Origin of the sequence: Amycolatopsis marina, from assembly GCF_900111885.1 — a bacterium.
GTDB classification, from domain to species: domain Bacteria; phylum Actinomycetota; class Actinomycetes; order Mycobacteriales; family Pseudonocardiaceae; genus Amycolatopsis; species Amycolatopsis marina.
Window position 1 is genome coordinate 88,019 of the sequence record NZ_FOKG01000019.1, and the last position, 21,352, is coordinate 109,370.

The window sequence follows — 21,352 nt, forward strand, 5'->3', positions numbered from 1 at the left end:
TACTTGCAGACGCCCCATCCTCACTAGATTTCCTTTATGTGTTCGAACGGCTCGGCACAGGAACGGCAGCGGCGCAGCGCCTTGCAGGCGGTCCCACTGAACCGGGACACCTCCTCGGTGTCGGCCGATCCACACTGCGGGCAGGACACGCGGCGCACCGGCGCGCCGAGGGTGAGCGGTACCGGCCCGTCGCCGGATCGGGGTGCCGTGCCCGGCGGGGCGATACCGGCATCGGCGAGCCTGCGCCTGCCACGCTCGGTGATCCAGTCCGTGCTCCACGCGGGCCGCAGCACGGTACGCACCTCGACCTCGGAGTAGCCCGCGTCCAGCAGCGCATGCTCCAGGTCGTCGCGCATCGTGTCCATCGCGGGGCAACCGGTGTAGGTCGGGGTGATGGAGACGACCACCTTCCCGTCCCGCTCGTGAACGTCCCGCAGCACGCCGAGGTCGGCCAGGGTCAGCATCGGCAGCTCCGGATCGGTGACGGTCTCGGCGACCGTCCTGGCGTCGAGCACGGGGCTCATGGCGATCACCAGGTCCCCTCCGGATGCGCCCGCGCGACACTCTGCATCTCGGCCAGCAGGAAGCTCAGCTGTCCGGTGTGCACGCCGTCGCGCCCGGTCCGGCCAGCCACACCGGCGATTCCCGGGTGCTCCGGGCGGGTGAGCGTCGCGGCCGACAGGACCTGTGTCAGGACATCGCCGAACTCCTCGCGGAGCGAGGCCGGATCGACACCGACGGCGGTTTCGACGGGGTGCGTGGTGAACAGTTCCTCGACATAGGGCCAGGTGTCGTCCAGCCCGTCCTGCATCCGCTCCCGGGAGAGTTCGGTGCCGTCACCGAGTCGAACAGCCCACTGTGCTGCGTAGTCGCGGTGGTAGGTGAGTTCCTTGACTCCCTTGGCGGCGATTGCGGCCAGCACCGGGTCCGGCGAGGCGGTCAGCCGCTGCAGCAGCGCGAGACGCCAGGTCGAGAAGACCAGCAACCGGGCGATGAGGTGCCCGAAGTGTCCCCCACCGAGCTCGACGAGCCGGACGTTCCGGAATTCGCCCTGCTCGCGGAAGAACGCGAAGTCGTCCTCGCCGCGACCGGATTCATCGGCCCGGCCCGCCCGTGTCAGCAGCAGCCGTGCCTGCCCGAGCAGGTCGAGCCCGATGTTGGCGATCGCCACCTCGTCCTCCAACTCGGGAGCGTTCGTGCACCACTCCTGCAGCCGGTGGGACATGACAAGCGCGTCATCGCCGAGCATGAGGCAGTAAGCCGACAACCGGGCGGCGTCGAGTTCCGCCGGAACGGTGGTGTCCACTCCGGACAACGGGTCGTCGAAGCCGGTGCCGAACGCCCACCGGGACGAGTCGTTCTCCTCGGTGATCGCCTCATAGGCGTTGTCAAAGCTCATTCTCGACACCCGTTCACATGTGGGGGACGTTGTCGGGGATGTCGTAGAAGGTCGGGTGCCGGTACACCTTGTCGCCACTGGGCGCGAAGAACGGGTCCTTCTCGTCCGGGCTCGACGCGGTGATGTCGGCGGCCCTGACCACCCAGATACTCACGCCCTCGTTGCGCCGTGTGTAGAGATCGCGGGCGTGGTGCAGTGCCATCTGGTCGTCGGCGGCGTGCAGCGAGCCAACGTGCACGTGGTTCAGTCCGCGCTTTCCCCGGACGAACACCTCGTAGAGCGGCCAGTCATGCCGCACCGGCTCAGTCATGCCGCCCTTCCCTTCAACGCTGCCTGTTTGGCCGCGTGGGCGGCTGCCGCCTCACGGACCCAGGCGCCGTCCTCCTGCGCACGCCGCCGGTGGGCGATGCGCTCGGCATTGCAGGGGCCGTTGCCCCGCAACACGTTCTTGAACTCGTCCCAGTCGATCGGACCGAAGTCGTAGTGGCCACGGTCGGCGTTCCACTTCAGGTCCGGATCCGGCAGGGACACGCCGAGCGCCTCGGCCTGCGGCACCGACATGTCGACGAATCGCTGACGCAGTTCGTCGTTGGTGTGCCGCTTGACCTTCCACGTCATCGACTGCTCGGTGTTGGGCGAATCCGCATCCGGCGGGCCGAACATCATCAGCGACGGCCACCACCAGCGATCGGTGGCCTCCTGCACCATCCGCCGCTGCGCTTCGGTCCCGCGCATCATGGTCATCAGCAGTTCGTAGCCCTGCCGCTGGTGGAAGGACTCCTCCTTGCAGATCCGGATCATCGCCCTGGCGTAAGGACCGTAGGAGCTGCGGCAGAGCGGCACCTGGTTGCAGATCGCGGCGCCGTCGACCAACCAGCCGATGACCCCGACATCGGCGAACGTCAGCGTCGGGTAGTTGAAGATCGAGGAGTACTTCTGCCTGCCGCTGATCAGCTTGTCGGTCAGGTCCGCCCGGTCGGCGCCGAGGGTCTCCGCTGCCGAGTACAGGTAGAGCCCGTGGCCGGCCTCGTCCTGCACCTTCGCCAGCAGGATTGCCTTACGCCGCAACGACGGCGCACGGGTGATCCAGGCACCTTCGGGCTGCATGCCGATGATCTCCGAGTGCGCGTGCTGGGCGATCTGGCGGACCACCGTCTTGCGGTAGCCCTCCGGCACCCAGTCCCTCGGCTCCAGCCGCTGGTCCCGTTCGATCGTCCGCTCGAAGTGCCGCTCGAGTTCGGCGTCCGACAGCGTTGCGGTCATGCCGTCGCCTCCTTCGCCACCAGGGTCAGCACGTCGTACTTGGCCACCGAGTCGCCGTCGGCGTTGGTCACGTCGGCGTCCCAGCGGACCTCGCCGTAGTCCGCGTTCTCCCGGGGAGTGATCTGCTTCGCGGTGAGCGTCACGGTCAGCGCGTCCCCCGGCTTGACCGGAGTGAGGAAGCGCAGGTTCTCCAGGCCGTAGTTGGCCAGCACGGGGCCGGGTTCCGGCGAGACGAACAGGCCCGCGGCGAACGACACGACCAGGTAGCCGTGCGCGACGATGCCGCCGAAGAGCTCGTTGGCCGCGGCGGCCTCCGGATCGGTGTGGGCGTAGAAGGTGTCCCCGGTGAACTCAGCGAAATGGTCCACATCGGACTGCGTCACGGTGCGGGCGCCCGCCGTCACCGAGTCGCCGATGCGCAGTTCGGCCAGCGACTTGCGGAACGGGTGGACGCCCTCCTGTCGCGGTGCTCCCTGTACCCAGCGGCCGGTGACGGCCGTGAGCACCGTCGGGCTGGCCTGCACCGCGGTGCGCTGCATGTGGTGCAGCACGCCCCGGATGCCACCCATCTCCTCGCCGCCACCCGCGCGGCCCGGACCGCCGTGCACGAGCTGCGGCATCGGCGAACCGTGCCCGGTGGACTCCTTGGCGTTGTCGGTGTCGAGCACCAGCAGCCTGCCGTGCCACGGCGCGACACCGAGCACGATCTCGCGGGCGAACTCCGGGTCTCCGGTCACCACGGAGCCGACCAGGCTGCCCTGCCCGCGCGCGGCGAGTTCGACGACCTGCGCGGTGGAGGTGTACGGCAGCAGCGTGGAGACCGGGCCGAACGCCTCGACCTCGTGCACCTCCGCCCGCTCCGGGTCGTCGGCCCGCAGCAGCACCGGGGAGAGGAAGGCGCCACGCTCGGCGTCCGCAGCGACGACCTCGACCTGCTCGGGGTCGCCGTACACGACGCCGGCGACGTCGAGCAGTGCCTTCAGTGAGCGGCGGACCTCCTCGCGTTGCTCGAGGCTGGCCAGGGCCCCCATGCGGACGCCCTCGGCGGTCGGGTGCCCGACCGTCACCTTCGCCAGCCGCTCGCTCGCGGCATCCGCCACGTCGCCGAGCACGTCGGCGGGGACGAACGCGCGGCGGATGGCCGTGCACTTCTGGCCTGCCTTGACCGTCATCTCCGTGACCAGCTGCTTGACGAACAGGTCGAACTCCGGCGTGCCCTTTACCGCGTCCGGGCCGAGGATCGAGCAGTTCAGCGAGTCGGCCTCGGCGTTGAACCGGACGTTGCCGCGCACGATGGCCGGGTGCGCGCGGAGCTTCTGCGCCGTGGTCGCCGAACCGGTGAACGACACCAGGTCCTGCCCGGTCACGTGGTCGAGCAGGTCGCCCGCGCTCCCGCAGACGAACTGCAGTGCGCCCTCCGGCAGGATTCCGGACTCGATGATCAGCTCCACCAGCCGGGCCGTCAGGTACGCGGTCTGACTGGCCGGCTTGACCAGGCTCGGCACACCCGCGAGGAACGCGGGAGCGAACTTCTCCAACGGGCCCCACACCGGGAAGTTGAAGGCGTTGATCTGCACCGCGACACCGTGCAGTGGTGTGGCGATGTGCTGGGCGACGAAGGTTCCACCCCTGGACAGCGGCTCGACCGCGCCCTCGACGTACACGGTGTCGTTCGGCAGCTCGCGCTTGCCCTTGCTGGAGTAGGCGAACAGGACGCCGATTCCGCCGTCCACATCGAACTTGGAGTCACCCGGTGTGGCACCGGTGCGCGCCGACAGCTCGTACAGCTCGTCGCGGTGCTCGCGCAGGTGCGAGGCCAGCGCCTTCAGCAGCGCCGCACGCTGGTGGAACGTCAGCTCCCGCAGCGCGGGACCGCCCACCCTGCGGCCGTACTCCAGTGCGCCCGCCATGTCGATACCGGCCGAGGAGATCCGGGCGACCTCCTCGCCGGTCACCGCGTCGTGCAGCGGCGAGCCCTCGCCCTCGGCGGCCTGCCAGCCGCCGGAGACATAGCTACGGAGTACTGCTGCCATCGGATCCGCCCTCCCGGGTTCTTAATTACCAACCGAACGTTCAGGAAGTCATGGTAGCGTCCTCACACCCACGGCGAAAGGCCGCAATCGCAGGCGCACCGCTACTCCCAGCGATGGAACCCCTGTCCCGCCTTGCGCCCGAGCTCACCGCGCGCGACCTTGTCCCGCAGCAGCTGGGGCGGCGAGAACCGCTCGCCGAGGGTGCCGTGGAGGTAGTCGGCGATCGCCAGCCGCACGTCGAGGCCGACGAGGTCGGTGGAACGCAGCGGGCCCATCGGGTGTCGATAGCCGAGTTCCATCGCGGTGTCGATCGACTCGGCGTCGGCGACCCCCTCCTCCAGCATCCGGATCGCCTCCAGCCCGAGCAGCACGCCCAGCCTGCTGGTGGCGAAGCCCGGCGAGTCCCGCACGGTGACGGCGGTCTTGTGCAGCGCGCCGACCCAGTCGAGCACGGCGTCCCGGGCGGCAGTGCCCGTGTCCGGTCCGGTGACCACCTCGACCAGTCGCGACGCGGGCACCGGGTTGAAGAAGTGCATGCCGAGGAACCGCTCGGGCCTGCTCAGGGCGGCGGACAGTTCGGCGATCGAAAGGGAGCTGGTGTTCGTCGCGAGCACCGTGTCCTCGCCGACAGCTCGCTCGGCGGCGGTGAGGACCTCGATCTTCACCTCCGCTCGCTCCGGTACCGCCTCGACGACGAGGCCCGCGGCACGGGGCAGGTCAGCGGGATCGGTGATGATCGCGATCCTGTCGAGGACCTCCCCGGCGGACACTTCGAGCTTCCCCCGCTCGGCCGCCCGATCGAGTCCGGCCCGGATCCGCTCGCGGGCGGCATCCGCGGCGGCGGCGTCACCTTCCACTACCGACACCCGCGCCCCGGCGACGGCGAAGACCTGGGCGATACCCGCACCCATCCGGCCACCGCCGACGACCCCGACATCCTCCGGCACTGCTGAACTCATAATGCCCTCCATTCCGGCGAAAACCGGGTCGACAACCGTCTCTTGACATCGGCACGAGCGCTGCCTTTACTGAGCGGCACACATTATTAACCGTCCATTCGGTCAGTCGGCAAGGGAGGTTCGCGCGGTGCCAGACGACGCCGACGATGCGGCTCAGGTGATGTTCGCCGCCGACTCCGCCTCCCGGTCCCTCGGGATCGAGTTGCTCGGTGCCGCCGACGGCAGGGCGAGCGCGCGCATGCGCGTCACCGAGAGCATGGTGAACGGACACGACATCGCCCACGGCGGCTACCTCTTCCTGCTGGCCGACACCGCGTTCGCCTGCGCGTGCAACAGCCACGGGCCGATGACGGTGGCCTCCGGCGCGGAGATCTCGTTCGTCGCCGCCGCTCGGCTGGGCGAGGACCTCACGGCAGTGGCCGAGGAACGCACCAGTTATGGGCGCAACGGCATCTACGACGTGACCGTATACCGGGAATCCGCGGCTGGCCGGGACGTGGTCGCGGAGTTCCGTGGCCGCAGCCGCACGATTGCGCGAGAAGGCGATACCAGGTGACCACCATCGACAGCGAAGCCTCGACGAAGCGGCGCCTCGGTGCGGCGCCGGCACCCGTCGACCTCGACCCGGCCGAGCGGCTCAGCCGCGACGAGCTACTGGCCACCCAGCTGGAGCGTCTGCAGTGGACACTGCGGCACGCGTACGACAACGTCCCCTTCTATCGGGCGAAGTTCGACGCGGCCGGCGTCCACCCCGAGGACTGCCGTTCGTTGGAGGACCTGGCGAAGTTCCCCTTCACCACGAAACAGGACCTGCGGGACAACTACCCGTTCGGCATGTTCGCCGTGCCGCAGGACCAGATCCGGCGTATCCACGCCTCCAGCGGTACCACCGGAAAACCGACCGTGGTCGGCTACACCGGGGGCGACATCGACACCTGGGCCACGGTCATGGCGCGCTCGATCCGTGCCGCAGGAGGCCGGCCCGGTCAGAAGGTGCACGTCGCCTACGGCTACGGCCTCTTCACCGGTGGTCTCGGTGCGCACTACGGGGTCGAGAAGCTCGGCTGCACCGCCATACCCGCCTCCGGCGGCATGACCGGACGCCAGGTGCAGATCATCACCGACTTCGAACCCGAGGTCATCATGGTGACGCCCTCCTACATGCTCACCCTGCTGGACGAGTTCGAGCGCCAGGGCGTCGACCCGAGGGCGAGCTCACTCAAGGTGGGCATCTTCGGCGCCGAACCGTGGACCGAGCAGATGCGCAGCGAGATCGAGAGCCGGATGGACATCGACGCGGTGGACATCTACGGACTCTCCGAGGTGATGGGCCCCGGCGTCGCCCAGGAATGTGTCGAGACGAAAGACGGCCTGCACATCTGGGAGGACCACTTCTACCCGGAGATCATTGACCCGATCGACGAGAACGCGCTGCCCGACGGCGAGAACGGCGAACTGCTGTTCACCTCCCTCACCAAGGAGGCGTTGCCGATCATCCGCTACCGGACCCGGGACCTCACCCGGCTGCTGCCCGGCACGGCACGGCTCGCCTACCGGCGGATGGAGAAGGTCACCGGGCGCAGCGACGACATGATCATCCTGCGCGGAGTGAACATCTTCCCGACGCAGATCGAGGAGATCGTCCTGCGCGTCGACGGCCTGTCCCCGCACTTCCAGCTGGTGCGGTCGAGCAAGGGCCGGATGGACCACCTGACTGTGCAGGTCGAGGCCCACCCGGAGACCTCGGCGGACCGCAGGGCGGCCGCGGCCGCGGAGATCGCGGCAAGGATCAAGGACGGTGTCGGAGTGTCGGTGGAGGTTGCGGTTGTCGAACCGGACAGCCTGGAGCGTTCGATGGGCAAGATGCGCAGGGTGATCGACCGGCGCGCAGGCGCCTGAACCGATTCTGGATACTCCTGTCATGACCGCTGCCCCGTCGAGCAGGCCGGCCCGCCGCGGCCGCCCCGGCTACGACCTGGAATCTCTCCTTCAGGTCGCCGTCATGTTGTTCAACGAACGCGGCTATGACGGCACAAGTATGGAGGACCTCTCCCGCAAACTCGGCATCACCAAATCCGCCATCTACCACCACGTGCCCAGTAAGCAGGAACTTCTCCGCCTCGCCACCAACCGTGCCCTCGACACCCTCAGCACGGTCGCCACCGAAGCGCACTCCACCTCCGGTCCGGCCATCGATCGCCTCGAACACCTCATCCATCGCAGCGTCACCGTCCTCATTGACCAACTGCCCTTCGTGACCCTCCTACTGCGCATCCGCGGCAACACCCCCGTCGAACGCGCCGCCCTCACCCGCCGCCGCCACATCGACCACCTCGTGACCGAACTCGTCACCCAGGCCGCCCAGGACGGCGACCTCCGCCCCGACATCGACCCCGCCACCACCAGCCGCCTCCTCTTCGGCATGATCAACTCGCTCGTCGAGTGGTACCGCCCCCGCCGCGGCACCAACCCCGACCAGATCGCCGACGCCGTCACCACCATCGCCCTCCACGGCATCCGCAACTCCTGATTTTGCACTTTCAGGGCGGGTGTTTGCGGTTTGTGTGCGGGTGTTTGCGGTTTGTGTGCGGGTGTTTGCGGTTTGTGTGCGGGTGTTTGCGGTTTGTGCGCGTTTTCGGGGGACACGTGGTGGGGTTTCGGGCTCGCCTTCGGCGCGCCCTGCGCAATTGTCGCTCCACGCATCACCCTTTCGGGGTGGCCGGGAGCGACAATTACCCAGGGAACGAGACCGCTGCGCCGGTTTCTGTCGGACCCCCTTCCTACAATTGTGGGCTCGTCGCACGATTGCAGTCGATCGAGCGGACACGGTCCACAATGGAGGCGCGGCAGCTGTGTGACATCGCCGAGCTGGCGTCCACGTCACCGGGGATCCCTCGGGACGTGGCGCAGGAAGTCGCGCTGGCGTTGTCGATCACTCCGCATTGCGCGGAGCGGATGGTGTCGCTCGCGGTGGCGTTGACGACCCGACTGCCGCACACCCTGGCCGCGATGCGGGCCGGGGTAGTGGACGGGTACAAGGCCTCCAAGATCGCCGACGTCACTGGGTGTCTGTCCGATGATCTCGCGCGGCTTGCCGATGAGCGGTTGTCGCAGCGGTTGGCGGGCAAAGACCCGACGCGGTTGCGGCGGGCGGCGAACCATGTCGTCGCCCAGGTCGACCCCGACGGCTACGCCAAACGCGTCGCCCGACGGCGGGCGGAACGGTCCGTGCAGTTGGTGCCGCAGGGCGAGGGCATGGCCACCCTGATCGCCGACCTGCCCGCCGAAATCGCCACCTCGATCTACGCCCGCATCGACCGCGAAGTCCGACGATTACGCCACGCCGGAGCGACCGACACCCTAGACCAACTCCGCGCCGACTTGTTCGGGAAGCTGTGCCTGCGTGACGGCACCGGCACCGGGTCGGGGAACATGCGGGCGGAGGTGTTCGTCTACATCGCCGCCACCACCCTCCTCCACCTCGACAACCAACCCGCCGAGATGACCGGGCACGGCTACATCCCCGCCTGGCTGGCCCGCCAGATCGCCACCGGACCCAACACCACCTGGCGCCGCATCCTCACCGACCCGATCACCGGGCACCCCACCGACCTCGGCCGCACCCGCTACCGCCGCCCTCGACGAATTCATCCGCATCCGCGACCGCGAATGCCGCACACCCGGCTGCCACCGACCCGCGCAATCCTGCGAACTCGACCACAGCCTCGACTGGCGCAAGCACGGCACCACCACCGAACAACGCCTCATCAGCCTCTGCAAAACCCACCACCAACTCAAAGACCAACCCGACTGGCACCACACCGTCAACCCACACGACAACACCCTCACCATCACCACACCCACCAGACACCACCACACCACACGACCACCCCGCCTCCACAAACCCGTCAAGTACAACCCGCCGAAGACTTGACAAATCGACTTGCTGTTTCTGCAATAGGCAGATGGAAGATGTGCTGGCCGCAGTGGGGCCACGACTCAAACTCATCCGTCAGCAACGCGAGTGCACCCTCTCGACCTTGTCGGAGATCACGGGGATCTCGGTCAGTACGCTGTCCCGGCTCGAATCCGGACAGCGGAAACCGAGCCTGGAGCTACTTCTCCCGATCGCCCACGCACACCAGGTGCCTCTGGACGAACTGGTGGACGCCCCGCCGGTCGGCGATCCGCGGGTGCGGTTGAAGCCGGTCAAGCGCGGGGACACGACCGTGGTGCCGTTGACTCAGCAACCCGGTGGTCTGCAGGCGTTCAAGATGGTCTTCGACCGCACCCGGTGCGAACCCGATCCGCGCACGCACGAGGGTTACGAGTGGCTGTACGTGCTCAGCGGGAAGGCACGGCTGATACTCGCGGACCACGACGTCGTGCTCAAGGTCGGCGAGGCCGCCGAATTCGACACTCGGCTGCCACACTGGTTCGGCAGTACGGGCGATGCGCCGGTCGAAATCCTCAGCCTGTTCGGGCCACAGGGCGAGCGGATGCACGTACGGGCGAAACCCGCCGGAGAAAGGTAGACACCGGATGGAACCACTGGACGTCATCGTCATCGGCGGCGGGCAGGCCGGCCTCGGCATGGGGTACCGGCTGCGGCAGGCGGGGCTGAGCTTCACCATCGTGGACGAACGGCCACGCACCGGCGACGTCTGGCGTGATCGGTGGGACTCGCTCAGACTCTTCACCCCTCGCCCTTTCGTGAACCTACCCGGCCTCAAAGCCCCTGGTGACATGCAGTACTACCCGACGAAAGACGAGATCGCCGACTACCTCCAGCGGTATCGCGAGCAGTTCGACCTCCCCGTCCGCAATGGTTTCCGGGTACAGAGTCTCCAGTCGCGCAACGGTGTCTTCGCCGCCACCGGGGACGATGAGACTCTGGAGGCCAAGGCAGTGGTGATCGCGGCGGGACCATTCCACACCCCGCACGTACCAGCGTGCGCGCACCAACTCGACTCCGCCGTACGGCAGTTGCACTCGCAGGACTACCGCCGGCCGGACGACCTCGGCCCCGGGAACGTCCTCGTTGTGGGCGGCGGAAACTCCGCAACACAGATCGCGGAGGAACTCTCCGCCGGACGCCGGGTGACGATCGCGACCAACGGCCAAATCGCCTATGCCCCGAAAACGATCGCGGGTGTGAGCCTGTTCTGGTTCATGCATCTGACCGGTATGTTGCGCGCCGACAAGGACGCCTGGGTCTCGCGGTACGCGCGGCCCCACTCGGACACCGTCATCGGCTTCAATCTCAGGAAGCTGATTGATCAGCACGTCGTCCGACACATTCCGCACAGGGTCACCGACTGCGACGGGCGCGAGGTCGCCTTCGCCGACGGCACCCGGGAGGGCTTCGACAACGTCCTGTGGTGCACCGGTTTCCGGCCCGGCTATGAGTGGCTCAAGGTGGTCAATGCCCTCGACGAGGCGGGGAGTCCACAACAGACTCGAGGGATCTCGCCGGTGCCCGGCCTGTACTGGCTGGGACATCCCTGGCAGAACCGGCTGAACTCCGCACTCCTCAACGGTGTGGACATGGAGACACGGCAACTGATGCGCCACATCGGCTGAGGCGCCAGCAGCGTCAGGGAATGATCCTGCGGCCGCGGAGGTCGTCGAAGATGGACATGAACATCTTCTCGGTGTCGACAAACTCATGGAAACCGAAGCGGCGAGCCTTCGATCCATCGGCGAGCACGTCGTAGTCCCAGGAGAAGACAAAGTCGCCGAACGCCCAGGACGACACATCTCGATAGCTGTTGGGTTCCAGTCCGAACTTGGCGACCATCGTGTCCCACAACGGTTCCTTGTCGGCCATCGCGGCCTCGAGCGACATCGGCAGCGGCGGCGCCACTTCCAGGTCGAAGTAGCGGGCGATCTTCGGCCACAACTCGCTCCAACGGAACAGATCGCCGTTGTTGATGTTGAACGCCTGGTTGCCGCACCGTTTGTCGGTAGCCGCCCACACTGTCGCCCGCGCCAGCAAACCGGCGTCGGTCATCTCGAGCAGACTGTCATAGGCGCCGGGCTTGCCCGGGAACCGCAGTGGCAGACCGAGTTCCTTGGACATGCTGGCGTAGATGGCGATCACCATGGCGAGGTTCATCGGGTTGCCGAGTGCTACTCCACTCACCACCGAGGGCCGCAGGGCGGAGCAGGTCCAGGACTTGCCCCGCTGCCGGTGCATCAGGAAGTCCTGCTGGTCGACGTTGAACTCGGGCGGCATGTGCCCGGCGTCGCTCTCCCGCGCCGGGGTCTTGAACGGCCCGAGATGCGCACCATAGACCTTGTAACCCTGCATGAGGCTGACATGGCGCAGATCGTCGGCGACCGGCTCGACCGCGTCGACGACGTTGACCAGCATCGCCAGATTGGGCTCGACCAGCTCCGCCCAGGTCGGCCGTTCCTGGTACGCGGCATAGAAAATATGGGTGACCTCGCGCAGATCGCCGAGCTTGGCCGCGGAGTCGGCGCGGTCGAGCAGGTCCACCCGCAGGTGCCGGACCCGGCAGGAGTCCGCACCGCCCCGCCGAGAGAGACCGATGACGTCCCAGTCACCGAGTTCGAGCAGGTGGTCCACGAGGTTGCGGCCGATGACCCCGTTCGCCCCGACGACCAGACCAACGTTGCGGTGAGAACTCATGAGAGCGATCGTCGTCCACGCCTGATCATTGGTCCAAGGCTTGTTCTTCATCCGACCTATGAGCTCTGCTCATGACACTGGGTACGAGCGGCGTGCCACGCAGTGGAACCCGGGCGGGTGCGCGGGATCTCCGCGCACCCGCCCGGTTGTCAGGCAGGGCAGCGCGCCGCGCCGACGGCACGGCCGCCGCTTACCGCACCGATCCCCGCATATCCTCGGCACAGCACGCTGCCCTGGTCCGGTGGGAGAATCCGCGTTCACGTTCGTCGCATTCCGGGCACGCCTGCAGTACGGCGAGATAGTCGGCAGTTGCGGGCACGCAAGCGGCACCGCAGACCGCGCGATACGCGATACCGAGGCGGTGACGAACAGGCTCGGCGCCGACCGGCACCCAGTGGATCCACCTGCGCTCGTCATCGACGACGCCGCCGAGCATCACGTGCCCCGGTGTCGAACTGTCCGGCACCACGGACTTCGCGTGCCGCCGCCTCACAGGTACCCCCGCACCGGCACATCGCGTCCCGTGCTGCGGTCGACGCATTTCACCAGGTATCTGGTGCGCCAGATGAATCCCCAGCCGACACCAGCACCGCTGCTGTCCGTCATAACTCACAAGCTATGAGTAATCTCTCACTCATTGTGTCCTTGCGGGACACACCTGACCGGTTTCACCCAGTTGGCGCCACACCCATTCGCCACGCGAGCCCGCGCAACTCCCGGCCGCCCGCGTCCCGCTGCGCCCTTCTGAGCTGGTCAGCCACGGCTTCCCGGGCGAACACGTTGTTGCGGATCTTCTGCGGCGCAAGCTGTTCGGCTTTCAGCAGCGCCACCAGACCGCGTTCCCGGGTCTTCGCCTCGGTCATCAGACCGCGGCCGTAGTCCATCCAGAACGCCGCCTGCCGGGACTGGGAAACGCCACCAGGGCGGACCGAGGACGCGATCTCCTCGACCTTGGCGCCGTAGCCAAGTTCCACACCGATCGACACCTGCCAGATGCCTACGTTCGTCCGGCCGAAGTTCGTCTGCATCCACGGGCTGACATCGGCCTCGATGCACTCGGCCAGATCCGCCGCCTCGTCGAGGTGGGTCCGCGCCGTGTCCGCGTTTCCCTGTGCTGCCGACGCGAGCGCGGCCGTCAGATGGGCAAGGCCTGCCGTCTCGGTGCGAGCACCCTGCGCGTCGGCGACCCCGACGGCGAGCTCGTACTGACGCCGCCGGTTGACCCCGCCGAGAAGCTGCGCGCGCTGATAACCCGCATATGTGGTCCACATCGGATCGTCAAGTCGCTCGGCCACCTGCCGCATCCGCTCCACCGCCAGCGTCGGCAATCCCCCGACACCGAGGTCATGAGCCAGGTACGCAGCGGACTTGTACGCGCTCAGCAGGCCGATCAGCGCGGCACGCTGGTGCCGCTGATCTTCGACCGCAGCAAGCAGATCCCTGATCAGCACGGGAAGCAACTCGGCCTGCGCGGCGAAATCCGCGTTCGGCCGGAGCACTGTGTTCAGTCGCTCGAGATCCGCCCGCACGAGCTGCCACGACCGCTGGGGGCCGTCCGGCACCTCGCCCACCCACCACGCGGTGAGTGCGTCCTCAATGGCCGGTACCGCCGCGTGCACGTCGCCGGACGGCACGTCGACAGGGGCGTAGGGCTTGCCGATCAGCTCCGAAGGGGACACCCGCAGGGTCGCCGACAGTGCCTCCAGCACCTTGCGGCTGTTGACCGGCTTGTCGCCCCGTTCGATTTTCGCCAGGTAGCCGTAGCTGATCCCGGACAACTCCGCCGTGGCGCGCAGACCGAGTTGCCGCCAGGAGCGGATTTCCCGCAGCCGACGGCCGATATCGCTACTGCCATAGTCCACGGTGCTACCACCCTTGTTCGTGACGTGACCACTCCGCGTACCCGTTGCCCCTCGGCAGCGAACGTCACTCCACGAAGAGGTACACACGTTAGAGTAACCAACTCCCCAACGAGTGAACACCGCTGACTGGTGATCTTCGCGGCGCCGGACATCGCCTCAGCATTAGCGTCCGGGCCCCTGCGTCCCATGCCGATAAGCTGCGTTCATGGCGACCTTGCGGCAGCTGGAGTACCTGGTGACGATCGTCGACGAGGGCTCGTTCACCCGTGCCGCCGCGCTGTTGCACGTCACCCAGCCCGCGCTGTCCCACCAGGTCAGAGCGCTGGAAAAGAGCATCGGTGGCCCACTGCTGGAGCGGGCCACCCGCTCGGTCCGACCCACGCCGATGGGCAGGGCGATGCTCCCGCACGCCCGGGCCGTGCTCGCCGACGCGGAGCGCGCCCGCTGCGCCGCACGCCAGGCCTCGGACCTGCAGCGGGGCGAACTGCAGCTCGCCACCGTGTACTCGGTCGGCCTCGGCGTGCTGCCACCGGTCCTGCGCACCTGGCGGCGCAGCCATCCGGGGATACGGATCCGGCTGTTCGAGCATCGGCACGCCGACGAGTTACGTGACGCCATGCTCGCGGGCGAGGCCGATCTCGCCGTCGGCCCGCCCCCGCGCGAATGGGAGGGCGACGTCCGGCCACTCGGGACAGAGGAGTTCGTCGTCGTCCTACCCCCCGATGACCCCGCGGCGAGCGCGACCGACATCGAACTGCGCACCCTTGCCGACCGGGACTGGGTCCACTACGCACCGGGCAACGGGCTCGCCGACGTCGTCGACCAGGCCTGCGCCGCGGCGGGATTCCAGCCCCGCGCCGCCGTCCACACCGAACAGTCGGCCGCCGCCCCGCAACTCGCGGCGGCCGGCCTCGGCCCGGCTCTCGTGCCCGCGAACGTCATCCCGCCGAGGTTTACCGGAAGACTCCTCCGCCCGGACCCCCCGGTGCGACGGCCGTTGGCCGCCTACACCAGGGGTGAAACCGACCCGGTCACCCGCGCTTTTGTCGACACGCTCATCGATACCGCGTGCGTGCTGCCCACCCACGTGGAACGGCGCCTGCGCCCGGAGTGACCGTGTGTGTTTGGTTACGGCTGGTCGGCGTCCGCCTCGGTGTCCGGGATGGTGTCGAGCATTTCGGCGGCGATGGCCTTCGCCGCGGGCTCGAGGTCGGCATAGAGGGCGCGGAACGCCTTCTGCGCCCTCTCCGCGGGCCAGTCCTGCGGGAGATGTTGTTGTGGCAGCCGCGGATCCTGCCGGATGAGCTGTAGCCACTCGGTCTGCAGCAGCAGTTGCCGCGCGAGACTGTCCGGCAGACCGTTCGGCGGTTCCGCCGCGTCCCACCGTTCGAGGAACCAGGCGTACCGCGCCGCGAGGGTGTCCAGATCCCACGCGTCGTGCACGAGATCGTCCACATCGGTCGGCGGCAGGGCTCGTGCCTGGAACACCTTCACATGCCCCGCGGCCTCGAGACCCTCGATCAACGGGGCGACCTCGAGCGTAGATGGCGCGATCCACAGTCCACCCTGCAGGCTGCCGAACCCCGCCCAGAGCAGGCGCGAACGCAGCACGTGACGCTGCCGCTGCCAGGACTCCGGCAGCGAGAACCCGAGCAGGGTCCAGGTGCCGTCCCAGTGCGTGTTGACGGCGCCGATCCGCCAGACCCGCGACTCCCCCTCGTGCAGGATTTCCCTGGACCTCGGGGTGAGGCCGACGTAGACCTGCCTACCCCGGCGCACCCGGTGCAACAGTCCGCGTCTGGCCATCCGGCTCAGCGTCGACCGCGTCGCGTGCTCGGACACGCCGACCCTGCCCAGCACATCGAGCACGCTGGCCGTGGCCACGTGCACGCCCCTGCCGAGCACATAGCCGCCGAAGAAGGTGAGCAGCAGCGTCTGGGGGCGCGGTGCGCCCGCGACGTCTGCCTCGCTGCTCTCCGTCTCGAAGAGTTCGTCAGTCACACGACAAGAGTAGTGAACCCGATATTGGGCACTCCCTTGACGGCCGTGACAGGATTGCTTACTTTGCTGAGGCATACGTGATGCGCGCCACGTCCGATTCATGTCCTATCCAGCACAGCGGCCACCGACCAGACAGGGCACCGCGATGACCGAAACCCCTCCCCACCACTCCCCCACCCAACTTCGCAGGGCAGTGCTGTCCAGTTATCTCGGCAGCGTGATCGAGTTCTACGACTTCCTGCTCTACGCCACCGCATCGGCGCTCGTGTTCAGCACGGTGTTCTTCTCGAACCTCGATCCGCTGGTCGGCACGGCCGCCAGCCTCGGCACGTTCGCGGCCGGCTACGTGGCGCGACCGCTCGGCGGGATCGTCTTCGGGCACTTCGGCGATCTGCTGGGCCGAAAGCGAATGCTGGTGATCAGCATGAGCATGATGGGCGTGGCCAGCATTCTCATCGGCCTGCTGCCGACCTACACCCAGATCGGCGGCTGGGCGCCGATTCTGCTGGTCCTCCTGCGAGTCGTGCAGGGCGTCGCCGTTGGCGGCGAATGGGGCGGTGCGGTGTTGATGTCGGCCGAACACGCCACCTCGAGGCGCGGCCTGTGGGCCAGCTTCACCAATGCGGGCGCCCCAACCGGCATGGTGCTGTCCACCCTCGCCCTGACACTGACGGCCTCGGTGACCACCGAACAGCAGTTCCTCAGCTGGGGTTGGCGGATTCCGTTCCTGCTCAGCGCGGTTCTGCTCGCCCTCGGCCTGTTCGTCCGGCTGAAGGTGACGGAGACGCCGGTGTTCGCCCGCACCGAGCACTCCGCGAGCAGCGCGCCCCGTTCACTGCCACTGGTGGAGGTCTTCCGCAGGCATCCGAAGAATCTGGCGCTCGCGGTGGGTGTCGGCTTCGGCGCGTTCGTCGCACAGGCGACCCTCACGACTTTCGTCATCGCCTACGCCGTCGAGGCAGGCTTCGCGCGGCAGACCGTGCTCAACGCGCTGACGCTGTCCTCGGTCGGCGCGGTCTTCGGCATCATCGGGTTCTCCGCGCTGTCCGACCGGATCGGCAGGCGTCCGGTCGTCCTCTGTGGCGCGGTCGGGATGGCGGTACTGAGCTTCCTGCTGTTCCCGATGATCGACACCGGTTCCGCCGTGGTCCTCACGCTCGCCGTCGTCCTCGGCCAGTCACTCGTGCACCCGGCGATGTACGGGCCGCTGGCCGCGCTCTACACCGAGATGTTCGGCACCCGTACCCGCTACACCGGAGCGTCTCTCGGATATCAGATCGCGGCCACGGGGGCCGGATTCGCTCCGGTGGTGTTCGCCGGAATTCTCAGTGCGTCCGGCGGCGGCAGCACGGTCGTGGTGTCGGCCGTGATCGCGGCCTGTTGCCTGGTGACGGCCGTGTCCATCCTCGCCACGAAGGAGAGCCACCGGTCGAGCCTCAACGACGAGCCGGACGAGGCGCGGTCGGGCGAAACGGCCGAGGCCGCCCCGGTGCGGCAAGCACCGTAGGCGGCCCCTGGTCGAACTCGGGTTGTCCCGGTGCGTACCCCGCCGCTCAGCCGACGCGGACGTCGATGCAGGCGTAGAAGGCGTTAGCCGTGTCGGCGATGTTCCATACGGCGAGCACCTTCTGGGTACCGGACGCTCCACCGAGGTTGACCCGATGCGACACCGAGGAGCCGGGCTGCGCGCCGTGGTCGTTGAAGACCGCGACCCGCCTGCCGCCGACGAAGTACTCCCAGGTGCTGGTGCGGTGCCCGACGGTCAGGGTCCAGTTGAACGTCGTCGTGCCGCCGACCGGTGTGACCCGCCAGCCCTTCCGGTCGTCGTCGAGTTCGGCGAACCGTGCGTTGCCTCCGCTGCAACTGCGCAGGCCCTTGGGGCCTTCCACGCTTTGCGGCTCCCACTTGATCTGCCCGCAGGGCACCACGCCCTGGGCACACTGCGCCTGCCTGCTTGGCGGTGAGGAGACGTAGCCGTGTGCACTGGCGGTTCCGACCGGGATGGTCACCACGATGAGCGGTGCGATGCCTATTCCGGCCGCGACGGCCGCGATCCTCCGCTTGAGATTCTTCATGTCGACTCCTTTGTGGACATGGTTACCTGCGCGGTCTCAAGGAATGTCGAGCAGGGCGGGAGAAACTACGCCAGCAACTGACGTCATGCTCGATGTGGTCTAGACCATAAACCCCGCGATTGCGACAGGTCAACAAACTCCCTACCAACGTAGGGCCCCGCGAACGCGACCCACCGGATCTGCCAACCGGGGCTCGAGTTGGGAGATCAGGGGCGGGCGTAGTGGCGGTAGACCGCCTGTGCGACGCACGCCGGTTTGGCCGAATTCTCGATCTCGACGGTGAAGTCCATTGTCATCTCGACCCCGTTGCCCTTGACCTCGTTGACGTCGGCGACCGCGCCCCCTAGGCGAACCCTCGCGCCCACCGGAACCGGAGCAGGGAATCGCACCTTGTTCAGGCCGTAGTTGACGCTCATCTCGATTCCGTTGATCTCCAGCAGGTCGTTGAACAGCGGGATGATCAACGACAGCGTGAGGTAGCCGTGGGCGATCGGCCTGCCGAACGGACCTGCCTTGGCTCGCTCCACGTCCACGTGGATCCACTGGTGGTCGCCAGTCGCGTCCGCGAACGTGTTCACCCGGCCCTGGGTGATCTCCAGCCAGTCCGTGTGGCCCAGGTCAGTCCCGGCGAGCGCCGTTATGCCCGCGATCCCCTGCACCGAGTGTGTCGTCGTCTGCGTCATCAGCCGTGTTCTCCGGTCTGGTCGGGCCTGCCGTACTGCGCACGAAGGCGGGTCTTGAGGATCTTTCCGGTGGCGTTGCGCGGAAGTTCGTCGACAAAGGTCACCGTCTTGGGCACCTTGTACCTGGCGATGCGTTCCTGGAGGAAGGCGAGCAGTTCGCCGGGACGCACCTCGTCGTGGACGGCGACGACGGCCAGGCCAACCTCACCCCATTTGGAGTCCTGCACGCCGATCACGGCGCACTCGGACACCGCGGGGTGGTCGTACAGGACGGCTTCCACCTCGGCCGGGTAGATGTTCTCCCCGCCGGATATGATGACCTCCTTGATTCTGTCCACAACGGACACAAAGCCGTCCTCGTCAAGGACTCCGACGTCGCCGGAGCGGAACCACCCCTCCCCGGTGAAGGCGGCCGCCGTGGCGTCGGCGAGCCCCCAGTAGCCGCTCATCACGTTCGGCCCCGACACGAGGATCTCGCCCTTTTCACCCACGCCGGCCTCCTGCCCCGCCGGGTCGGCGATCCGCACGTCGGTGAAGAAATGTGGCACGCCGGCCGTTCCCGCCTTCACCTCGCTGCTGTCGCGCGTGAGGTAGAGCGCACCGGGCGAGGCCTCGGTCATGCCATAGCCCTGGCTGAACGCCAGGCCCCGCTCCTGATAGGTGCGAATGGTGTGCGGTGGCACCGGCGCTCCACCACAGTTCACCTGCCGAAGGCTCGACAGGTCCGTTTGCGCCCATTTAGGACTCGCGGCGATCGCGTCGTACATCGCCGGCACACCGAACATGTAGGTCACGCCGTGCCGTTCGATCGTCTCGAGTACGCCGTCCGGATCGAACGCGGGCGCGAGTACCACCGTGCCGCCCTTGAGCAGGGTCGGCAGGCAGGTCATGTTGAGACCCGCGGTGTGGAACAGCGGCGCCACCACGAGGGTCACCTCGTCGGCGGCGAGGTCGATGTCGACCAGCACGTTGACGCTGTTCCACGTCAGGTTCCCATGGGTGAGCACGGCACCTTTGGCCCGGCCGGTGGTACCGGAGGTGTACATGATCACGCACGGGTCATCGAGCGTGACCGGCTCGTCCAGCGGCTCCGCCGACCGGTCACGGAGCAGTACCTCGTACGACGCCCCGGACTCCCCATCGTTTCCGGTGATCACAAGACGGTGCCGGACGGACGAACCGGCCGTCGCGGCATCCACCAGCGCCTCCCGGCCGGGTTCGTGCACCAGGACCTGGCTACCGGAATCGGTGAGGCAGTGACCGAGTTCGGTGGCAGCGAGCCGGGTGTTCAGCGGCACGAACACGGCACCGATCGTCCCGGCGGCGAACAGCGTCTCGAGGAACGCCGGATGGTTCGGTCCGAGGAAGGCCACCCGGTCCCCGCGCCGGACACCGAGATCCCGGAGGCCGTGCGCCAGGCGCGTGGACCGCTCGTGCAACCTCGCGTAGGTCGACCGGACGTCCCCGTGGAGCACGGCGACCGCGTTCGGCGTCTTGCGTGCCCTGCGCGCGGTCCACGACCCGATTCCCTGGTTCCGCATAAGTCAGTCCTTCGCCAGGCCGAGCAGCCGTGCCGCGTTCTCCTTCAGGATCAGCGGCCGGACCTCGGGTTTGATGTCGAGCTCGGCGAAGTCCGCGAGCCACCTATCGGGGGTGATCACCGGATAGTCCGAGCCGAACAACACCTTCTTCTTCAGCAGCGAGTTGGCGTAGCGCACCAGCTGGGGCGGAAAGTACTTCGGCGACCAGCCGGACAGATCGATGTAGACGTGCGGCTTGTGGGTGGCGACGGCCAGTGCCTCGTCCTGCCACGGGAACGACGGATGGGCGAGGATGATGCGCAGCTCGGGGAAGTCGACGGCCACGTCGTCGACGAGCATCGGGTTCGAGTACTTCAGCCGGATACCACCACCGCCGGGTACTCCAGCGCCGATCCCGGTCTGCCCCGTGTGGAAGAGCGCGGGTACCCCGAGTTCCTCGATGACATCGTAGAGCGGGTACGCCATTCGGTCGTCCGGGGAGAAGTCCTGCAGACTGGGGTGGAACTTGAAGCCCCGTACCCCGTGGTCCTCGACCAGCCTGCGTGCGAGGCGAGCGGCGGCCTTGCCCCGCCACGGATCCACACTGGCGAACGGGATCAGCACGTCCGCGTGCTCCGCGCACGCCTCGGCGACCTCCTCGTTCGCGATGGGTGGGTGTCCTGTCGCGTGCTCGGTGTCCACTGTGAACACCACTGCGGCCATCCTGCGTTCACGGTAGTGGGCCGCCATCTCCGGAATGGTGGGCTGGCGATGGTCGTGTGCCTTGAAGTAGGCGGCAGAGGCCGCCAGCAGCTCGGGCGCCAGCGAAGGGTGCCCACTCGCCGAGACCTCGGCATGGGTGTGTACGTCGATCGCCACCAGGTCGTCCACGAGCACGCCGA

Annotated in this window: 21 protein-coding genes and 1 pseudogene; 8 read left to right on the forward strand and 14 right to left on the reverse strand. The window is 67.7% G+C overall.

Going from position 1 to position 21,352, the window contains the following annotated elements; all coding sequences use genetic code 11:
- Positions 1-23: 23 nt before the first annotated feature.
- The 6 genes from paaD to BM199_RS26055 form a co-directional block, all read right to left on the reverse strand.
- The gene (gene paaD, locus BM199_RS26030) at positions 24-524 is read right to left on the reverse strand and encodes a 1,2-phenylacetyl-CoA epoxidase subunit PaaD (protein ID WP_091676822.1); all 501 of its coding nucleotides are present in this window, start codon (positions 522-524) and stop codon (positions 24-26) included.
- 5 nt (positions 525-529) lie between these two features.
- Positions 530-1,399 (reverse strand): 1,2-phenylacetyl-CoA epoxidase subunit PaaC, encoded by an 870-nt coding sequence (paaC, locus tag BM199_RS26035; protein WP_091676708.1) that lies wholly within the window; start codon positions 1,397-1,399, stop codon positions 530-532.
- Between the two features lie 13 nt (positions 1,400-1,412).
- Complete coding sequence (paaB, locus tag BM199_RS26040; protein WP_091676711.1) at positions 1,413-1,709, reverse strand: 1,2-phenylacetyl-CoA epoxidase subunit PaaB; 297 nt, start codon at positions 1,707-1,709, stop codon at positions 1,413-1,415.
- Complete coding sequence (gene paaA / locus BM199_RS26045) at positions 1,706-2,662, reverse strand: 1,2-phenylacetyl-CoA epoxidase subunit PaaA (RefSeq protein WP_091676714.1); 957 nt, start codon at positions 2,660-2,662, stop codon at positions 1,706-1,708. Before paaA ends, paaB begins: the two co-directional genes overlap by 4 nt.
- On the reverse strand, positions 2,659-4,695 hold the full coding sequence (paaZ, locus tag BM199_RS26050) for a phenylacetic acid degradation bifunctional protein PaaZ (RefSeq protein ID WP_091676717.1): 2,037 nt from the start codon (positions 4,693-4,695) through the stop codon (positions 2,659-2,661). The genes paaA and paaZ overlap by 4 nt, the downstream gene beginning before the upstream one ends.
- Before the next feature lie 101 nt (positions 4,696-4,796).
- Complete coding sequence (locus BM199_RS26055; protein WP_091676719.1) at positions 4,797-5,666, reverse strand: 3-hydroxyacyl-CoA dehydrogenase family protein; 870 nt, start codon at positions 5,664-5,666, stop codon at positions 4,797-4,799.
- Positions 5,667-5,814: 148 nt separating this feature from the next.
- Between BM199_RS26055 and paaI the strand changes: the two genes are divergently transcribed.
- The 6 genes and pseudogenes from paaI to BM199_RS26085 all read left to right on the forward strand — a co-directional run bounded on the left by paaI (position 5,815) and on the right by BM199_RS26085 (position 11,237).
- Positions 5,815-6,210, forward strand: a complete 396-nt coding sequence (gene paaI, locus BM199_RS26060) for a hydroxyphenylacetyl-CoA thioesterase PaaI (protein ID WP_091676824.1) — start codon at positions 5,815-5,817, stop codon at positions 6,208-6,210.
- Positions 6,211-6,215: 5 nt separating this feature from the next.
- Positions 6,216-7,553, forward strand: coding sequence for a phenylacetate--CoA ligase PaaK (gene paaK, locus BM199_RS26065; RefSeq protein WP_245788721.1), 1,338 nt, complete (start codon positions 6,216-6,218; stop codon positions 7,551-7,553).
- 22 nt (positions 7,554-7,575) lie between these two features.
- Positions 7,576-8,184, forward strand: coding sequence for a TetR/AcrR family transcriptional regulator (locus BM199_RS26070; RefSeq protein ID WP_091676725.1), 609 nt, complete (start codon positions 7,576-7,578; stop codon positions 8,182-8,184).
- A 305-nt stretch (positions 8,185-8,489) separates the two neighbouring features.
- Positions 8,490-9,236, forward strand: a pseudogene (locus BM199_RS26075) (DUF222 domain-containing protein); the annotation flags it as partial.
- A gap of 383 nt (positions 9,237-9,619) precedes the next feature.
- A complete protein-coding gene (locus tag BM199_RS26080) occupies positions 9,620-10,189 on the forward strand; it encodes a helix-turn-helix domain-containing protein (RefSeq protein ID WP_091676727.1) in 570 nt (189 codons plus the stop codon).
- Positions 10,190-10,196: 7 nt separating this feature from the next.
- Complete coding sequence (locus BM199_RS26085) at positions 10,197-11,237, forward strand: flavin-containing monooxygenase (protein WP_177242792.1); 1,041 nt, start codon at positions 10,197-10,199, stop codon at positions 11,235-11,237.
- 13 nt (positions 11,238-11,250) lie between these two features.
- Here BM199_RS26085 and BM199_RS26090 read toward each other — a convergent pair whose 3' ends face one another.
- The 3 genes from BM199_RS26090 to BM199_RS26100 form a co-directional block, all read right to left on the reverse strand.
- A complete protein-coding gene (locus BM199_RS26090) occupies positions 11,251-12,309 on the reverse strand; it encodes an SDR family oxidoreductase (RefSeq protein ID WP_091676827.1) in 1,059 nt (352 codons plus the stop codon).
- A gap of 190 nt (positions 12,310-12,499) precedes the next feature.
- Complete coding sequence (locus tag BM199_RS26095; RefSeq protein ID WP_091676731.1) at positions 12,500-12,802, reverse strand: hypothetical protein; 303 nt, start codon at positions 12,800-12,802, stop codon at positions 12,500-12,502.
- Positions 12,803-12,977: 175 nt separating this feature from the next.
- The gene (locus tag BM199_RS26100) at positions 12,978-14,171 is read right to left on the reverse strand and encodes a helix-turn-helix domain-containing protein (RefSeq protein WP_091676734.1); all 1,194 of its coding nucleotides are present in this window, start codon (positions 14,169-14,171) and stop codon (positions 12,978-12,980) included.
- 205 nt (positions 14,172-14,376) lie between these two features.
- Here BM199_RS26100 and BM199_RS26105 point away from each other — a divergent pair, with 205 nt between their 5' ends.
- Positions 14,377-15,285 (forward strand): LysR family transcriptional regulator, encoded by a 909-nt coding sequence (locus BM199_RS26105; protein WP_091676737.1) that lies wholly within the window; start codon positions 14,377-14,379, stop codon positions 15,283-15,285.
- A 14-nt stretch (positions 15,286-15,299) separates the two neighbouring features.
- Here the strand turns inward: BM199_RS26105 and BM199_RS26110 are convergent, their stop codons facing one another.
- Positions 15,300-16,172, reverse strand: coding sequence for a PaaX family transcriptional regulator (locus BM199_RS26110; protein WP_245788706.1), 873 nt, complete (start codon positions 16,170-16,172; stop codon positions 15,300-15,302).
- 145 nt (positions 16,173-16,317) lie between these two features.
- Between BM199_RS26110 and BM199_RS26115 the strand changes: the two genes are divergently transcribed.
- A complete protein-coding gene (locus tag BM199_RS26115; protein WP_091676742.1) occupies positions 16,318-17,679 on the forward strand; it encodes an MFS transporter in 1,362 nt (453 codons plus the stop codon).
- A 46-nt stretch (positions 17,680-17,725) separates the two neighbouring features.
- On the opposite strand, the gene BM199_RS26120 is transcribed toward BM199_RS26115, so the two are convergent.
- The 4 genes from BM199_RS26120 to BM199_RS26135 all read right to left on the reverse strand — a co-directional run bounded on the left by BM199_RS26120 (position 17,726) and on the right by BM199_RS26135 (position 21,347).
- Positions 17,726-18,247 (reverse strand): lytic polysaccharide monooxygenase auxiliary activity family 9 protein, encoded by a 522-nt coding sequence (locus BM199_RS26120; RefSeq protein WP_091676745.1) that lies wholly within the window; start codon positions 18,245-18,247, stop codon positions 17,726-17,728.
- Between the two features lie 206 nt (positions 18,248-18,453).
- Positions 18,454-18,930, reverse strand: coding sequence for a MaoC family dehydratase (locus BM199_RS26125; protein WP_091676747.1), 477 nt, complete (start codon positions 18,928-18,930; stop codon positions 18,454-18,456).
- Positions 18,930-20,471 (reverse strand): acyl-CoA synthetase, encoded by a 1,542-nt coding sequence (locus tag BM199_RS26130; RefSeq protein ID WP_091676750.1) that lies wholly within the window; start codon positions 20,469-20,471, stop codon positions 18,930-18,932. The genes BM199_RS26125 and BM199_RS26130 overlap by 1 nt, the downstream gene beginning before the upstream one ends.
- A gap of 3 nt (positions 20,472-20,474) precedes the next feature.
- The gene (locus BM199_RS26135; RefSeq protein WP_091676753.1) at positions 20,475-21,347 is read right to left on the reverse strand and encodes an amidohydrolase family protein; all 873 of its coding nucleotides are present in this window, start codon (positions 21,345-21,347) and stop codon (positions 20,475-20,477) included.
- Positions 21,348-21,352: the final 5 nt, after the last annotated feature.

Excerpts from the sequence above, each read along its gene's own strand:
- BM199_RS26070 (WP_091676725.1), top strand. The coding sequence starts at position 7,576 with ATGACCGCTGCCCCGTCGAGCAGGCCGGCCCGCCGCGGCCGCCCCGGC.
- BM199_RS26055 (WP_091676719.1), bottom strand. The coding sequence starts at position 5,666 with ATGGAGGGCATTATGAGTTCAGCAGTGCCGGAGGATGTCGGGGTCGTC.
- BM199_RS26115 (WP_091676742.1), top strand. The coding sequence starts at position 16,318 with ATGACCGAAACCCCTCCCCACCACTCCCCCACCCAACTTCGCAGGGCA.
- paaZ (WP_091676717.1), bottom strand. The coding sequence starts at position 4,695 with ATGGCAGCAGTACTCCGTAGCTATGTCTCCGGCGGCTGGCAGGCCGCC.
- BM199_RS26105 (WP_091676737.1), top strand. The coding sequence starts at position 14,377 with ATGGCGACCTTGCGGCAGCTGGAGTACCTGGTGACGATCGTCGACGAG.
- paaI (WP_091676824.1), top strand. The coding sequence starts at position 5,815 with ATGTTCGCCGCCGACTCCGCCTCCCGGTCCCTCGGGATCGAGTTGCTC.
- paaA (WP_091676714.1), bottom strand. The coding sequence starts at position 2,662 with ATGACCGCAACGCTGTCGGACGCCGAACTCGAGCGGCACTTCGAGCGG.
- BM199_RS26090 (WP_091676827.1), bottom strand. The coding sequence starts at position 12,309 with ATGAGTTCTCACCGCAACGTTGGTCTGGTCGTCGGGGCGAACGGGGTC.
- paaB (WP_091676711.1), bottom strand. The coding sequence starts at position 1,709 with ATGACTGAGCCGGTGCGGCATGACTGGCCGCTCTACGAGGTGTTCGTC.
- paaD (WP_091676822.1), bottom strand. The coding sequence starts at position 524 with ATGAGCCCCGTGCTCGACGCCAGGACGGTCGCCGAGACCGTCACCGAT.
- BM199_RS26130 (WP_091676750.1), bottom strand. The coding sequence starts at position 20,471 with ATGCGGAACCAGGGAATCGGGTCGTGGACCGCGCGCAGGGCACGCAAG.
- BM199_RS26085 (WP_177242792.1), top strand. The coding sequence starts at position 10,197 with ATGGAACCACTGGACGTCATCGTCATCGGCGGCGGGCAGGCCGGCCTC.
- BM199_RS26125 (WP_091676747.1), bottom strand. The coding sequence starts at position 18,930 with ATGACGCAGACGACGACACACTCGGTGCAGGGGATCGCGGGCATAACG.
- paaC (WP_091676708.1), bottom strand. The coding sequence starts at position 1,399 with ATGAGCTTTGACAACGCCTATGAGGCGATCACCGAGGAGAACGACTCG.
- BM199_RS26120 (WP_091676745.1), bottom strand. The coding sequence starts at position 18,247 with ATGAAGAATCTCAAGCGGAGGATCGCGGCCGTCGCGGCCGGAATAGGC.
- BM199_RS26080 (WP_091676727.1), top strand. The coding sequence starts at position 9,620 with ATGGAAGATGTGCTGGCCGCAGTGGGGCCACGACTCAAACTCATCCGT.